The sequence below is a fragment of the Ruegeria alba genome, assembly GCF_022321465.1.
Classification (GTDB): Bacteria; Pseudomonadota; Alphaproteobacteria; order Rhodobacterales; family Rhodobacteraceae; genus Ruegeria_B; species Ruegeria_B alba.
Genome location: NZ_JAKOEM010000006.1, coordinates 1 through 13883, shown reverse-complemented (window position 1 = coordinate 13883; position 13883 = coordinate 1). Strand labels below are relative to the sequence as shown.

Annotated in this window: 16 protein-coding genes and 1 tRNA gene; 8 read left to right on the top strand and 9 right to left on the bottom strand. The window is 63.0% G+C overall.

Translation table 11 applies throughout. From position 1 onward, the window contains the following. Positions 1-1032, bottom strand: a complete 1032-nt coding sequence (locus MB818_RS09000) for a branched-chain amino acid ABC transporter permease (RefSeq protein WP_234139443.1) — start codon at positions 1030-1032, stop codon at positions 1-3. A 104-nt stretch (positions 1033-1136) separates the two neighbouring features. After that, complete coding sequence (locus MB818_RS08995) at positions 1137-2489, bottom strand: substrate-binding protein (RefSeq protein ID WP_234139444.1); 1353 nt, start codon at positions 2487-2489, stop codon at positions 1137-1139. 228 nt (positions 2490-2717) lie between these two features. On the opposite strand from MB818_RS08995, the gene MB818_RS08990 reads away from it, so the two are divergent. The 5 genes from MB818_RS08990 (at position 2718) to MB818_RS08970 (ending at position 8716) form a co-directional block, all read left to right on the top strand. After that, a complete protein-coding gene (locus tag MB818_RS08990) occupies positions 2718-4016 on the top strand; it encodes a helix-turn-helix transcriptional regulator (RefSeq protein ID WP_234139445.1) in 1299 nt (432 codons plus the stop codon). Positions 4017-4101: 85 nt separating this feature from the next. Next, positions 4102-4482: a response regulator transcription factor gene (locus tag MB818_RS08985; RefSeq protein ID WP_234139446.1), complete on the top strand. Its 381-nt coding sequence runs from the start codon at positions 4102-4104 to the stop codon at positions 4480-4482. Continuing rightward, a complete protein-coding gene (locus MB818_RS08980; protein ID WP_234139447.1) occupies positions 4479-4784 on the top strand; it encodes a hypothetical protein in 306 nt (101 codons plus the stop codon). Before MB818_RS08985 ends, MB818_RS08980 begins: the two co-directional genes overlap by 4 nt. Beyond that, positions 4781-7459, top strand: coding sequence for an ATP-binding protein (locus tag MB818_RS08975; RefSeq protein WP_234143240.1), 2679 nt, complete (start codon positions 4781-4783; stop codon positions 7457-7459). The genes MB818_RS08980 and MB818_RS08975 overlap by 4 nt, the downstream gene beginning before the upstream one ends. Positions 7460-7540: 81 nt before the next feature. Then, entirely contained in the window at positions 7541-8716 is a 1176-nt protein-coding gene (locus MB818_RS08970; RefSeq protein ID WP_238904865.1) for a FliM/FliN family flagellar motor switch protein, read from the top strand. Between the two features lie 18 nt (positions 8717-8734). Here MB818_RS08970 and MB818_RS08965 read toward each other — a convergent pair whose 3' ends face one another. Genes MB818_RS08965 through MB818_RS08950 form a run of 4 tightly spaced genes read right to left on the bottom strand, consistent with a single transcriptional unit; the run spans position 8735 to position 10939 of the window. Next, positions 8735-9166 (bottom strand): protein tyrosine phosphatase family protein, encoded by a 432-nt coding sequence (locus MB818_RS08965; protein WP_234139450.1) that lies wholly within the window; start codon positions 9164-9166, stop codon positions 8735-8737. Positions 9167-9175: 9 nt separating this feature from the next. Beyond that, positions 9176-9607, bottom strand: coding sequence for a DUF6691 family protein (locus MB818_RS08960; RefSeq protein ID WP_238904864.1), 432 nt, complete (start codon positions 9605-9607; stop codon positions 9176-9178). Beyond that, a complete protein-coding gene (locus MB818_RS08955) occupies positions 9607-10035 on the bottom strand; it encodes a YeeE/YedE family protein (RefSeq protein ID WP_238904863.1) in 429 nt (142 codons plus the stop codon). The genes MB818_RS08960 and MB818_RS08955 overlap by 1 nt, the downstream gene beginning before the upstream one ends. Positions 10036-10075: 40 nt before the next feature. Beyond that, on the bottom strand, positions 10076-10939 hold the full coding sequence (locus tag MB818_RS08950; protein ID WP_234139453.1) for an MBL fold metallo-hydrolase: 864 nt from the start codon (positions 10937-10939) through the stop codon (positions 10076-10078). Positions 10940-11197: 258 nt separating this feature from the next. Between MB818_RS08950 and MB818_RS08945 the strand changes: the two genes are divergently transcribed. Then, positions 11198-11413 (top strand): hypothetical protein, encoded by a 216-nt coding sequence (locus MB818_RS08945; RefSeq protein ID WP_234139454.1) that lies wholly within the window; start codon positions 11198-11200, stop codon positions 11411-11413. 11 nt (positions 11414-11424) lie between these two features. Here MB818_RS08945 and MB818_RS08940 read toward each other — a convergent pair whose 3' ends face one another. Then, the gene (locus MB818_RS08940; RefSeq protein WP_439653283.1) at positions 11425-11646 is read right to left on the bottom strand and encodes a hypothetical protein; all 222 of its coding nucleotides are present in this window, start codon (positions 11644-11646) and stop codon (positions 11425-11427) included. Positions 11647-11794: 148 nt separating this feature from the next. Here MB818_RS08940 and MB818_RS08935 point away from each other — a divergent pair, with 148 nt between their 5' ends. Beyond that, positions 11795-12055 carry a DUF2312 domain-containing protein gene (locus MB818_RS08935; RefSeq protein ID WP_011046781.1) on the top strand — a complete coding sequence of 87 codons (261 nt, stop codon included), beginning with the start codon at positions 11795-11797 and terminating at the stop codon, positions 12053-12055. 36 nt (positions 12056-12091) lie between these two features. Here MB818_RS08935 and MB818_RS08930 read toward each other — a convergent pair whose 3' ends face one another. After that, the gene (locus MB818_RS08930) at positions 12092-12967 is read right to left on the bottom strand and encodes a hypothetical protein (protein ID WP_234139455.1); all 876 of its coding nucleotides are present in this window, start codon (positions 12965-12967) and stop codon (positions 12092-12094) included. 165 nt (positions 12968-13132) lie between these two features. Here MB818_RS08930 and MB818_RS08925 point away from each other — a divergent pair. Next, a tRNA-Thr gene (locus tag MB818_RS08925) sits at positions 13133-13208 on the top strand. A gap of 484 nt (positions 13209-13692) precedes the next feature. Here the strand turns inward: MB818_RS08925 and MB818_RS08920 are convergent. After that, positions 13693-13883, bottom strand: a 191-nt coding sequence (locus MB818_RS08920; protein WP_238904862.1) for a hypothetical protein, incomplete at its 5' end; no start/stop codon positions are given.

Below are 13883 nucleotides of genomic sequence, written 5' to 3'. Positions count from 1 at the left end.
TTAGTCCTCCATCACGCCCTTGCGGCCCATAAGGCCCCGAGGACGGGTCAGCAGAATGATGATTGCGACCAGATAGATGATGATCTGGTTGATGCCCGGGATGGTGGTGGTGGCCCAGGTGGTCGAGGCAAAGCTTTCCAGCACACCCAGCAGGAACCCGGCCGCGACGGCGCCCGGCAGGCTGCCCATGCCGCCGACCACGACGACGACGAAGCTGAGCACCAGGAAATCCATGCCCATGTGATAGTTGGGCGGGTTGAGCGGCCCGTACATGACACCCGCCAGACCGGCCACACCGGCGGCGATGCCGAACATGATGGTGAACCGCTTGTCGATATTGATGCCCAACAGGCCCACGGTCTCGCGATCCGCCATGCCCGCGCGCACCACCATGCCGAAGGTGGTGAATTGCAGAAAGGCGAAGACACCGCCGATGATCACCACAGAGAAGGTGAAATAGACGAGGCGCCAGATGGGATAGATGATCGCGTTCGGGTCAAAGCCCAGCATCAGCCCGATATCGAGCGAACCCTTGAGTGCCGAGGGTTCCGGCGTCTGGATCGGGTTGGCGCCGAAGAAATACTTGATGATTTCCTGGAGGACGATGGCCAGGCCAAAGGTCACCAGGATCTGGTCTGCATGGGGACGCTTGTAGAAATGCTTGATCAGGCCACGCTCCATCGCATAGCCGACAGCGAGCATGATCGGGATGGCGAAAACCAGCGCAAGTGGCACCGACCAGTCGATGATCGCGGCGCCGATCTCGGGGCCGAACCAGGCTTCGACATAGGGGGTGTCGACCTTCAGCGGGTTGCCCAGAAAGTCCTTCTGGGTCTCGTCCACGGTCTGAAAGCTCAGATTGAGAAGCCGTTGTACCGTCACAGCGCAGAAGGCGCCGATCATGAACAGCGCCCCGTGGGCAAAGTTCACGACGCCCAGCGTCCCGAAGATCAGTGTAAGTCCCAGCGCAATCAGCGCATAGGCAGAGCCCTTGTCGAGCCCGTTCAGTATTTGCAGGATGATTGCGTCCATCGTCCCCACCTTGTGGCTGGTACCGCACGCCCTTCCCAGCCGGGGCCGGGAAGGGCGGCTTTGCGGAAATCAGAGAATTTTCATCGAAAATTCTCTGGCCCGGATTATGCGCCCGAGTTGCACTCGCCCAGCGAGGCCTCGGCACCGCCGAACATCGGGTGATCGGGGGCGTACATGACCTGCTCGACCGGCGTGACCTCGACGATTTCCAGCGTGTCATAGGCGTTGGTCGGGTTCTGCGCGCCGCGCACAACCAGAACGTCCTTGAAGCACTGGTGGTCATCGGCGCGATACAGCGTCTTGCCGTTGCCCAGACCGTCGAATTCGAAGCCTTCCAGCGCTTCGGCAACGCCGCAGGGGTTGAAGGTTCCGGCACGTTCGCAGGCATCGGCATAGAGCAGAACCTGTGCATAGCAGGTCTGGGCCGAGTTCGACGGCGGCTTGCCATACTTCTCGCCAAAGGATTTGACGAACGCCTTGGAGCCTTCGTTGTCCAGCTGCCAGTTGTAGTTCATCGAACCCAGCACGCCCTTGATGTTCTCGCCCGCACCGGCGGCCATCAGTTCCGAATAGAGCGGCACGACGATCTTGAAGTCCTTGCCGTTGGCGACCTTGTCCAGCAGGCCGAACTGGATCGCGTTGGTCAGCGAGTTGACCATGTTGCCGCCATAGTGGTTCAGAACCAGCACGTCGGCGCCCGAGTTCAGGACCGGCGCGATATAGGACGAGAAGTCGGTCGATGCCAGCGGCGTCAGCACGTTGTTGACGGTCTCCCAGCCCATGGCCTCGGTCGCGGCTGCAATCGATTCCTGCTGCGTCCAGCCCCAAGTGTAGTCCGCGGTCAGGTGATAGGCGCGGCGATCGGCCCCCATCTCCTTGGACAGCACCGGTGCCAGGGCGGCCGCCGACATGTAGGCGTTGAAGAAATGGCGGAAGCCGTTCTTCTTTCGGTCCTTGCCGGTGGTGTCGTTCGAATGGGTCAGGCCCGCCATGAAGATCACGCCGGCATCCTGGCATAGGCCCTGCACGGCCACGGCCACGCCCGAGGACGAGCCGCCGTTGATCATGATGGCGCCGTCTTTTTCGATCATCGACTTGGCTGCTGCGCGGGCGGCGTCCGACTTGGTCTGGGTGTCGCCGGTCACGAACTGGACCTTCTTGCCCAGGATGCCGTTCCCTTTGAGTGCCTTCGAGGTGAAAGTGTTCAGGCAGCCGCCGTCGCCCATCCCGTTCAGATGCTCGACCGCCAGCTGCTGGGCCAGCAATTCGTCATTGCCTTCATCCGCATAGGGGCCGGTCTGGGGCACGTTGAAACCCAGGGTGACGGTGCCACCGGTGGGTTCGTTGGTATAGGCGGCGGCCGACGACGCGGTGAAGATCGTCGGCAGGGCCACACCGGCCCCGGCAACCGCACCGGTCTTGAGCACGCCCCGACGCGTGACTTGGTTCTTGGACATGTTTTCCTCCCAAAAGATTGCGTGCGCGGCGGCTCCTCTTCCGCGATGCGCAGGCACATGTGTGCAAAAGCAGTATGGTGGAGGATTGGAAAATTACGCAATAACCCCTTTAAACCGAAAGAAAATTCTGTAAATCTCTCAACACGGTTTTCGAGGATGATGTAAAAAACCTTATGTCGCGCCGCAGAAACCCGTTGATTTTTATTCACATTCCGGGAACGGGATACCATGGCACGCGACACATTGACGGGCAGTCGAATCCGCGAGCGGCGGCTGATGATCGGTCTCAGGCAGGCCGATCTGGCCCGCAAGGTGGATATTTCCGCCTCCTATCTCAACCTGATCGAGCACAACCGGCGCAGAATCGGCGGTAAACTGCTGGTCGATATCGCGGCTGCACTGTCGGTCGAGCCTTCGATGCTGACCGAGGGTGCCGAGGCGGCGTTGCTGGCGACGTTGCGCGAGGCGGCTGCCGATGCCGGTTCCACCGCCGCCGAGGCGGACCGGGTCGATGAATTCGCGGGCCGCTTTCCGGGCTGGGCCGAGGTTCTGGCGCGGCTTTTCCGGCGGGTCGGGTCGCTGGAACGCACGGTCGAAACTTTGTCTGATCGGCTGACGCATGACCCGCATCTTGCCGCGTCGCTGCACGAGGTGCTGTCGACCGCGGCCGCGATCCGTTCGACGGCGGCGATCCTTGCCGAACCGGGAGAGCTGGAGGCGGAATGGCGCGATCGGTTCCATCGCAACCTGCACCAGGACGCCGAGCGTCTGGCAGAAAGCTCTAAATCGCTGGTGGGCTGGCTTGACGACAGCGAGGCGGGCGAGGACCGCACCGGTGTCCCGGTCGAGCAGGTCGAGGCCTTCGTCGCCGGACGCGGTCACCATTTCACCGAACTTGAAAAGGGTGGCTCGGTTGCGGATGTGCCGCTCGACAATCTGGCCTCGGGCGCCGCGCGCGAAATCGCGCGCTCGATGCTTGCGGTCTATGCCGCCGATGCGCGTGCCATGCCGCTGCCCGAGATGGTGTCGGCACTGGATGTTCTGGGGCTCGATCCGGTCGCGCTGGCGCGACGCTTTGGCGTCGGGCTGCCTGCGATGTTCCGGCGCCTCGCCAGCCTGCCCGAAGGCGTGTTGCCACACGAAGCCGGACTGGTGATCTGTGACGCCTCGGGCAGTATCCTGTTTCGCAAGCCGGTGACCGGTTTCGCCTTGCCCAGGCATGGCGAATCCTGTCCGCTCTGGCCGCTTTACGCCGCGCTTGGCCGGCCGCTCGTCCCGATCCGCCGGCGGGTGTCGCAGCTGGGGCGCAATGCGGCAGAGTTCGATTGCCTCGCCGTCGCCTGGCCCGAGGGCATGCCGGAATTCGACAGTGATCCGGTGATCCGTTCCGTCATGCTGATCCTGCCTGTACCAACCGCCGAGCGGGGGCGGCAGGCGGCGCAGCCTGTCGGTGCATCGTGCCGGGTGTGCCCGCGCCGCGACTGCGCGGCGCGGCGCGAACCGTCGATCCTGTCCGAAGGGTTTTGACAGGCCCCTGACAGCGGGTCTAATCTGAATTCGGGAAAACGAGCGGGCAACAGTCCGCCACCTTTTGGGGGAGGAAGGGGCAAGGATGAGCCGACGGCTTCTGCTGATCGAAGACGAGCCGAACATCGCTGAAGCAATTCGTTTCCTGCTGACGCGCGATGGTTGGCAGGTTGAAACGCACGAGGATGGGGCGGATGCGGTCGAGAAGATCACCGCCGCCGCGCCCGATCTGGTGATCCTGGACGTGATGCTGCCGGGCAAGAGCGGCATGGATATCCTGCGAGAATTGCGCGAGCGGGTGGCGACGCGGGATCTGCCGGTTCTGATGCTGACCGCGCGTGGCCAGTCGCGCGATCGCGACATGGCGGAAAAGGCCGGGGTCAGCCGGTTCATGACCAAACCCTTTTCCAATGCCGAGGTGTTGACAGCGGTGCGCGATCTGCACGCACAGGCATCGCGCCCATGAGCCGGTCCGCGGGCGAGGAGACCGGGCGCACCCCTGTCCAGCCGCCGCCCGTGTTTCTTGAGCGGCAAAGCTATCGCCGCCGCCGCCTGATGGATGCCGCGCGCCTGTTGCCGCTGATGGGGGCGGCGCTGTTCGCCGTACCGCTGCTTTGGCCGTCCGAGGGGGCGGGCACCGTGCGGATGTCGGCGGCCATCACCTATGTGTTCGGCGTCTGGGCCATCCTGATCGCGGTCAGCGCCCTGTTCGGACGCGCCACACGTCAGAGTGGCGGTCATCAGATCGGGCAGGAGACCGAGCGGTGACCTCTCTCAACGTCCTGGTCGCGGTCTGCATGACCTATGTGATCCTGCTGTTCGGGGTCGCCTTTGCCGCGGACCGGCTGTCCTCGACCGGGCGCACAACCTGGCTGCGCTCGCCGCTGGTCTATACCCTGTCACTGTCGATCTACTGCACGGCCTGGACCTTTTACGGCGCCGTGGGCTATGCGGCGCGCTCGGGGCTGGAATTCGTCACCATCTATCTGGGGCCGACGCTTGTGATGATCGGCTGGTGGTGGGGATTGCGCAAGCTGGTGCGGGTGGGGCGCTCGCAGCGGGTCACCTCGATCGCCGACCTGATCTCGTCTCGCTATGGCAAGTCGAACACGCTGGCGGTCTGCGTTACCCTGCTCGCCGTGATCGGTGTCACCCCCTATATCGCGCTGCAACTCCAGTCGATCACCCTCAGCTTCGATATCTTCGCCGAGGCCGATCCGGTCAGCCGTCCGGGTGAGGGGTCAAGCGCCTTCTGGGTCGCGGGCGGGCTGGCGGTGTTTGCGATTTTGTTCGGGACCCGCAACCTGGATGCAAACGAGCGCCACCACGGTGTGGTCACCGCCGTCGCCATCGAGGCGGTGGTCAAGCTGGTGGCGCTTTTGGCGGTTGGGATCTTCGTGGTCTGGGGCATCGCCGGCGGGCTGGGTGACACGCTGTCGCGCATCGACGCCTCGGAAATCGGGGTCTGGCAGGTCGATCACGGGCGCTGGGCGACCATCACCTTTCTGGCGGCAGCGGCCTTTGTCTGCCTGCCGCGCATGTTCCAGGTGATGGTGGTCGAGAACGATGACGAACGCCACCTGCGCACCGCCGCCTGGGCCTTTCCGCTTTATCTGATGCTGATGAGCCTGTTCGTGGTGCCCATTGCCGTGGTGGGGCTGGAGATCATGCCCAAGGGGGCAAATCCGGACATGTTCGTGCTGACGATCCCGCTGGCGCAGGGACAGGAGACGCTGGCGATGCTCTCCTTTCTGGGCGGGTTTTCTTCGGCCACCTCTATGGTGATCGTGGCGGCCATGGCATTGTCGACCATGGTGTCGAACCATATCGTGATGCCTATCTGGCTGAACGCCCAGGGCAGCGGCGCCTCGGTCTCGGGGGATGTGCGTTCGGTGGTGCTCTATGCCCGGCGGGTGTCGATCGCGGCGGTTCTGGCGCTTGGCTATTTCTACTATCGCCTGTCGGGAGGCGGCGCGGCGCTGGCCTCGATCGGGCTCATTGCCTTTGCCGGTATCGCCCAGATCCTGCCGGCGCTGGTGGGGGGGCTGTTCTGGCGCGGCGCCACCCGGACCGGCGCGCTGGTCGGGCTGACAGTGGGGTTCGTTCTCTGGCTCTATACGTTGCTGCTGCCCGGAATGGGCGCCGGGGTGATCGCGCCCTCGGTGATGGAGGACGGGCTGTTCGGCTTTTCGTGGCTCCGCCCGCAGGCGCTGTTCGGCATCGACGGGCTCGACCCGATGGTGCATTCGGTGATGTGGTCACTGTCGCTGAACACCGCCGCCTTCTGCATCGCCTCGCTGTTGAGTTTTCCCAGTCCGCTGGAGCGGTTGCAGGGCGCGCAGTTCGTCAACGTGTTCGACCATTCCGCCGGGCCACGGGGCTGGACCGGGTCCGTTGCGCAAAGCGAAGACCTGATGATCATGTCGCAGCGCATCATGGGCGCGCGCGAGGCGCAGGAGTTCTTTCATTCCGAGGCGGTGGCGCAGGGCAGCCGCGCCTATCTGCCCGAGCCGAACCCGGCCTTTCTGGAGCGGCTGGAGCGGGAACTCAGTGGCTCGGTCGGGGCGGCCACGGCGCATGCGATGATCGGCCAGATCGTTGGCGGCTCCTCGGTTTCGGTCGAGGATCTGCTGGCGGTGGCGGATGAATCCGCGCAGCTGCTTGAGTATTCCAGCCGGCTCGAGGCGAAATCGGCCGAGCTCAGTCGCACTGCCCGTAAATTGCGCGAGGCAAACGAGAAACTGACCCAGATCTCGCTGCAAAAGGACGCGTTCCTGAGTCAGATCAGCCACGAATTGCGCACGCCGATGACCTCGATCCGGGCGTTTTCCGAAATTCTGCGTGATACCGACGGACTAGAGCCGGTGGAAAAGACCCGCTACGCCACCATCATCCATGACGAGGCGCTGCGACTGACCCGGCTGTTGGACGACCTGCTGGACCTGAGCGTGCTGGAAAACGGTCAGGTCACGCTGAACATGGGGCAGGGTCGGTTGGTCGATATCCTTGATCGCGCCGTGGCGACGGCGTTGACGGGCACTGACAGGGCGCTGCGGGTGCGGCGCCATCGTGGGGCCGAACGGATTGCGCTGCGCACCGATCTGGACCGGCTGTCGCAGGTTTTCATCAACCTGATCTCGAACGCGCAGAAATATTGCGATGCGGCCGACCCCGAACTGACGATCACCGTGCATGACGTGGGCGGGCGGATCGTGGTCGATCTGATCGACAATGGCGGGGGTATCCCGCTGGATGCCCGCAAGATGGTTTTCGAGAAATTTGCCCGTGTCAGCGCTGAAAAGGCCGGTGGTGCCGGCCTGGGTCTGGCGATTTGCCGCGAGATCATGCAGCGCCTGGGCGGTGATGTCAGCTATCTCTCGGGGCAGGAGGGTGGCGCGTTCCGTGTCAGCCTGCCGGTCGGCATGGAAATCGCCGCGCAATAGATCGTCGTAAAGAGCTTGGTAACGCTTGTCGCGCTACATCTGTCTGAAGACAGAAGCGGAGCGGTAGGCGAAACGCATGTGATGGCGACGGACGCGGAAAACAAGACGGTTCTGGAACGGAAACTGGCCCTGGCCCGGGACGAAGGCCAGGGCGATACCCGCTCGATCCTGCGCGCGCTGCGCCTGGCATTGGCCCGCGCTGCGGATGAGGCGGTCGGGCTCGCTATGTCTGTGATCGGGGCGACCCAGGCCAGGCGTGAACTGGACGAGCTGGGGCGCGCGGTGGCAGAGGACCGGCTATACCTGATGCTCTCGGGGCCGGATGGAGCGCTTGGTGCGGCTTGTATTGACCGGGCCTGCGTCACGGCGATTCTGCAACAGCAGACCATGGGGCAAGTGGTGGCAGGCGGGATTGTCGAACGAGCCTTTACGGGCACTGACGCCGCTATGGTGGCGCCGTTAATAGATGCGCTGCTGCCGCGCGCGAGAGAGATGGTGGATCAACCCGCTGACCGTACCTGTCTGACTGGATACGAGTTCTGCGCCCGCGCCGAAAGCCGCAGGGCCCTTTTGTTGCTTTTGGAATATGACCGTTATCGGGCTTTCGACCTGACCGCCGAAATAGGCGGGGGTAAAGCTCAGGGTCAGATCACCCTGATCTTGCCCGACCGCCCCGATGCTGAGTTGTCTGGCGCCGAGGGGGGGGGCACGCCCCGGGGACGGCGTCTGGACGAGGCATTCGGTGTTGTCCGCGCAGAGCTTGATGCGGTGATCGCGCGTATTCGCTTGCCGCTTGCGGCCTTTGCCGGCATGCAGCCCGGTGATCTGTTGCCACTGGTGGGGCTCAAGCTTGACAGGACAGAGATCGTTACCATCGAGAGGCGCCAGGTGGCGTTGGCCCGGTTGGGCCAGAGTCGCGGCATGCGGGCGGTGCGCCTGAACGAGAAACTACCCGATCCGAAGCGGATCGAGCAGGCACCAGACGACTTTCTGGCGCACAGGCCCGCTAACGCGCAACCGCCACAGGCGCAGGTAGACACAGATATTTTAGAACACGCGGATCCGCCGCCGCCACGCCGCCGCTCGCGCAGGACTGCTGAAGATTTCGAGGAGATTGATCCCGAGTCTGAAGGCGTGGACGATCTGGATGCGCTGTCGGAATTCGACCTTCCGGCGCTGAGCACCGATAAGGTTGCCTCGGAGATAGCGAAACTGGCCGGGTTGCAGCGAGAGGAAGAGGTGGCCGAACCGCGATGATCCGACTGGGCTAGCGGACTAGCTCCGCGTGGCTGCGATCTCTTCCAGTCGGGGGCGCAGCGCGTCGAGGGGGTAACCCGCCGCCGAGGTCTTGCTCAGTACAGCATCGGCGCCGAGCGCGCCACAGTGACCCAGCGCCCAGACCACGGAACACCGGGTGCCCGAGGCGCAATAGGCCAGAACCGGGCCGCTGGCAGTCTCGGCCAGCGCGGTCTGCCGCGCCACGTTTTCCGGTGTCATGGTTTGATGGGTCAGTTCCAGCACCTCGAAATCCAGCCCCGCCGCGCGCGCGGCCGCGCCGATGGCTTCGGCCTGATGGCTGGGCGGCACCTCGGCATCGGGGCGGTTGCAGATGATCCGGGTGAACCCGGCGGCTGCGATGGCGGGAATGTCCTCGACCGAAATCTGCGGCGAGACGGCGTAGCGGGGGGTGATCGGTCGAATATCCATATCCGCTCCTTAGGCCGTTGCCGCGAGCCTGTCCAGTTGCGTGCCGACGCGGGGCGCCACCGCCATGCCCGCCAGCATCGCAAACAGGAAAATCAGCCCGCCAACCCCGCCATAGCTAAGCGAGGCGATGGCCGGTCCGGGGCACAGCCCGGCCAGGCCCCAGCCCATGCCGAACAGCACCGATCCGGTGATCAGGCGATGATCCATTTCGGGGCGCGGCAGCGCCGGAAAGCTGCCACCCGCCAACGGTTTGCGCCCCTCGGTCAGGCGCCAGGCCAGCAGCATCGGCAGGATGGCGCCGCCCATCACAAAGGCCAGTGTCGGGTCCCAGTCGCCGAACACATCCAGCCAACCCTGTACCTTGCGTGTATCGGTCATGCCCGAGACAAAGAGGCCGCCGCCGAACAGCGCCCCCGCGATCAGAGAAATCAGCAAGCGCATCAGATCACCCCCAGGACATGGCGGAAGATCGCCAGCGTCAGACCGCCGGCGAGGATGTAGAACACGGTCGCCACGATACCACGCAGCGAGAACCGCGAGATGCCGCAGACCCCGTGACCCGAGGTGCAGCCATTGGCGATACGGGTGCCGACCCCGACCAGCAGGCCTGCGGCCACGATGATCCAGATATCGCTGGTCACATGCGTGTCGATCTCGACGCTGTAGAGCGGCCACAGCACCAGCGGCGCCACCACGACGCCGAAGAGGAACACCGCCCGCTCGACCCAGTTGCCGCGCCCGGTGCCGTCGATCAGGCCGCCCAGAATGCCGCTGGCCCCCATGATGCGGCCATTGCCCAGCAGATAGACCGCGCCGCCGGTGCCGATCAGCAGCCCGCCGACCAGCCCCCAAATCCAATCCGTTTCCATATTAACCGTGTTCCCTGTTCGCGCTTGATTGGTCCGCCGGTCAGAGCTTGTTGACCGGCAGTTTCAGAAAGACATTGCCCTGTTCGTCGGCCGGCGGCATCTGGCCCGCGCGCATGTTGACCTGCAGCGAGGGCAGGATCAGCCGCGGCATGCCCAGCGTGGCATCGCGTGCGTCGCGCATCTGGACGAACTCTTCGACGCTGCGGCCCTGACCGATATGGATGTTCAGCGCCTTCTGCTCGCCCACGGTGGTTTCCCAGGCGTACTCATCGCGTCCCGGCGCCTTGTAGTCATGGCCGACAAAAATTCGGGTTTCATCCGGCAAGGCGAGAATCTTCTGGATCGACTGGTAGAGCGTCGCCGAAGAACCGCCGGGGAAGTCGCATCGCGCGGTGCCGAAATCGGGCATGAACAGCGTATCACCGACAAAGGCCGCATCACCGATCACATAGGTCAGGCAGGCAGGCGTGTGGCCGGGCGTGTGCAGCACGTCGCCGCGCATCTGGCCGATATGGAAACTGTCACCCTCGCGGAACAGCGCGTCGAACTGGCTGCCGTCACGCTGGAATTCGGTGCCCTCGTTGAACACCTTGCCGAACGTGTCCTGCACGATGGTGATGTTAGCGCCGATGCCGATCTTGCCGCCCAGCCGTTCCTGCAGATAGGGGGCGGCGGACAGGTGATCGGCATGCACGTGGCTTTCGAGGATCCACTCGACGTTGAGACCCTCGGCGGTGACGTAGTCCACGATCGCATCGGCCGAGGCGGTGTTGGTCCGGCCCGAGGCGTGATCGAAATCCAGCACGCTGTCGACGATGGCGCAGGCGCGGCCGTCGGGCTCGCGCACCACGTAGGACACCGTAAAGGTGGCTTCGTCGAAGAAGGCTTTTACGAAGGGGGTCATGACGGACTCCTGTTGGTTTCCTGGATCATATGGTAAATTGTGAATATGATGCAACTCCCATGTGCCACTTTTCTATATCCGGGGCGTTTTGATGTCGGTCAATGCGCGCGAACGGGTGCTGTGCAAGGATGCGGCAATCGCCACGAAAACAGGCATATCCGCCCTTTCGGCCGGGAGATGGGGCCGAATGTCTGGGAAATTTCTTAAGCCTGTTACGCGGCTGTGGCAGATTCGGTTCCGATACAGGGGAGAAGACACATGACAGCACAGGATCTATATCACGCTGCCGAGCGTCTGGAGCGACGGGTAACGGGGGCGCCGCTGAATATCCGGCTTGAGGTGCAGCCGGAATTCAGCCGGGTCGTGGACCGCATGCGGCAGCATGGGCTGAAAGTGCCTGCGCGACTGCGCCAGCTTGATGCGGCGCTGTGCGAGGATGCGGTCGAGGCGCGGTTCGACAATATGCCGGTCTGAGCGCGCCGCGCTCAGCCCAGCGATATCCCGACCATCACCATCATCAACCCGATGACGGACAGGAACAGCGCACCCAGGTTCCAGGGCAGCACCGCCTGAACTGCGGCGCGGAGTTCATCGTCGCTCAGCCCGGCCTTGCGGGCACGGTTGACGCGCAGGATGCACCAGACCAGCCCGGCCAGCCCAAGCAACGACAGGGCGGCGCCCGTCCAGATGATGATGTCGAACAGCATGACCGCGCCCCGTCTGTTACGCCAGTTGCGCGCCCGCGTTACCGCATCGGCCCATCCGGTGCAACCGGCGGGAAATGATCCTTGCAGGCGAACCGGCGCCGCGTTATCCCGCTCGTCGCCGCATAACGCACCGATGGAGATCGCACCGATGGATCAGCCCCAATCAGACGCCAATTACGGGATCGCCGCAGGCGAGTTGCGCCAGTTCATCGAACGGATCGAGCGACTGGAGCAGGAAAAGAAAGACATCGCCGACCAGCAGAAAGAGGTGATGGCCGAGGCCAAGGCGCGCGGTTACGACACCAAGGTCATGCGCAAGATCGTCGCCCTGCGCAAGCGCGACAAGGACGACATCGCCGAAGAAGAGGCGGTGCTGGAGATGTACAAGGCGGCGCTGGGTATGGCGTGAGCCGCGCGCCCGATGGCCCGTCCGCAGCCGGACGGGTCAGGGGGCGATAAACTGCACGCCCGGAATGCGTTGCAGGCTGAATACGTCCTCGTCGTATAGCTCGGTCAGCTGGTCGACCAGTTCATGGGTCCAGCCGGGCAGGTCCAGCTCTTCCTCGACCGCGTCTTCAAGAGCGTATTTGTCCAAAAAGGCGGCGATGACCCGGCGTTTCTGCATCTCGCTCAGCTCGGGATGCTCGGCCAGATAGGCGCGAAACCGCTGCATGCCCTCCTTGGACATGATCTCGGACAGCAGCGAGAAGCCGCCGACGATCTTGTTGCCATGTTCCAGCCCTGCTAGATCGCGGATGATCTGCGCCCAGATCAGCGGCGTATCCTCGTTGCACCAAAGGGTCAACTGTACATTCGGGGCGGCGGCGCGAATGCTCTCGACCATTCCGGTCCAGTGCAGCTTGTGCAGATCCATACCCTCCATTACCTCGGCCGCACCCTTTTCAGGGAGGGCGCCAAGGACATCGGGGACGAAACTCGCCGGATTGCGGATCGACATGAACATCTCGACCTGATCATAGGCAAAAATGGCTTGTAGGTTCGCCATGCGGGTCGCCGCGCGGGGATAGAACATGCCCTTGCCCAGGGCGGACCAATGCGAGCCAAAGAAATTGGCATCCGAAAAGATCACCCGGTCGGCTACCTCACCATCCAGAATCGCCTCTATCAACACCTCGCGCGCCTGCGGTTCGGGTTCGGCCTCGTCCAGCGCGGTCAGGACCTTCTTGAACAGGGCGCGATACTGTGCCGGCCCCGGAACGGCAACGCCACGCTGAGAGAACGGCTCTTTGTTGCTCAGCAGGCATTTGATCAAACGATCGTCGTCGGTGCCATGCGAGCCAGTATGGAATACCACCTGCATCGTTTGCCGGGCTTCCTTATGAAAAACAAACAGATAGTTCCCTGACTACAAGCTAGGTGCAAGGCAGTCAAACGCTTGCGGCAGGGACACTGTCGGAGATTTTCCTCAATGGGCCTTGATTTCCATCTTGAAGTCGAACCGACCTGCGATTAATCGGGTCCTGTTGCCCCTATAGCTCAGCTGGTAGAGCAACTGATTTGTAATCAGTAGGTCCGCGGTTCGAGTCCGTGTGGGGGCACCATCTTGTTTCAGATATCTTATTTAAATCAATATATTGGATGCCTGGCTTGTGGTCTTATCCCCCTTTTAGTCCCCTTTTCTGTTGATGGTATACAGCCCATCTTGCTTTCTGAGACGCGTACATAAGCAAGCGCTCGTAGGCGAGTCGAAAATAGGCCGGGATAGTAGTAAATTGGCAGCGCCACTACGTTGAAAACGTGCCCGAGTGCTTGATCTCGTCACGAGCCTGCCGACGCGTGACAAGAGGATCTACTGTTTCGGCTTGGCCTTCCGGCGCTTGGCGTTCACTAGGGAGTCGATCTTCTTGATATTCCGCCGTGCCTCGTCCTTCTGCTCCGGAGTCGTTTTCGGATCGTCCAGCATCCGCCGGAACGTTTTGTGCAGTCGCGTCCCCTCGCACTCCCGCCCCGTCTGGGGTTGGTCAGCCAGTCGCGGTTGGGTAGTTTCTGCCGGTGGTTCATCTGCTTCTGCGCTCTTGTTGAATATCACTTCAAGTAAGCCCTTTCTTCGTAGTCGATTCTAAATTCACCCCCAAAGCACACTTCTTGACTGAGTTTCTGCCACTTGTTGAAGAGAGACGGTTCCGGAAAACTGAACAGCCGGGATAAGTGGATTTTCCGCGCAACAGCAGCATGATGCTGCGAGCGAGGAGAAGACCATGACAAGACGACCGCGC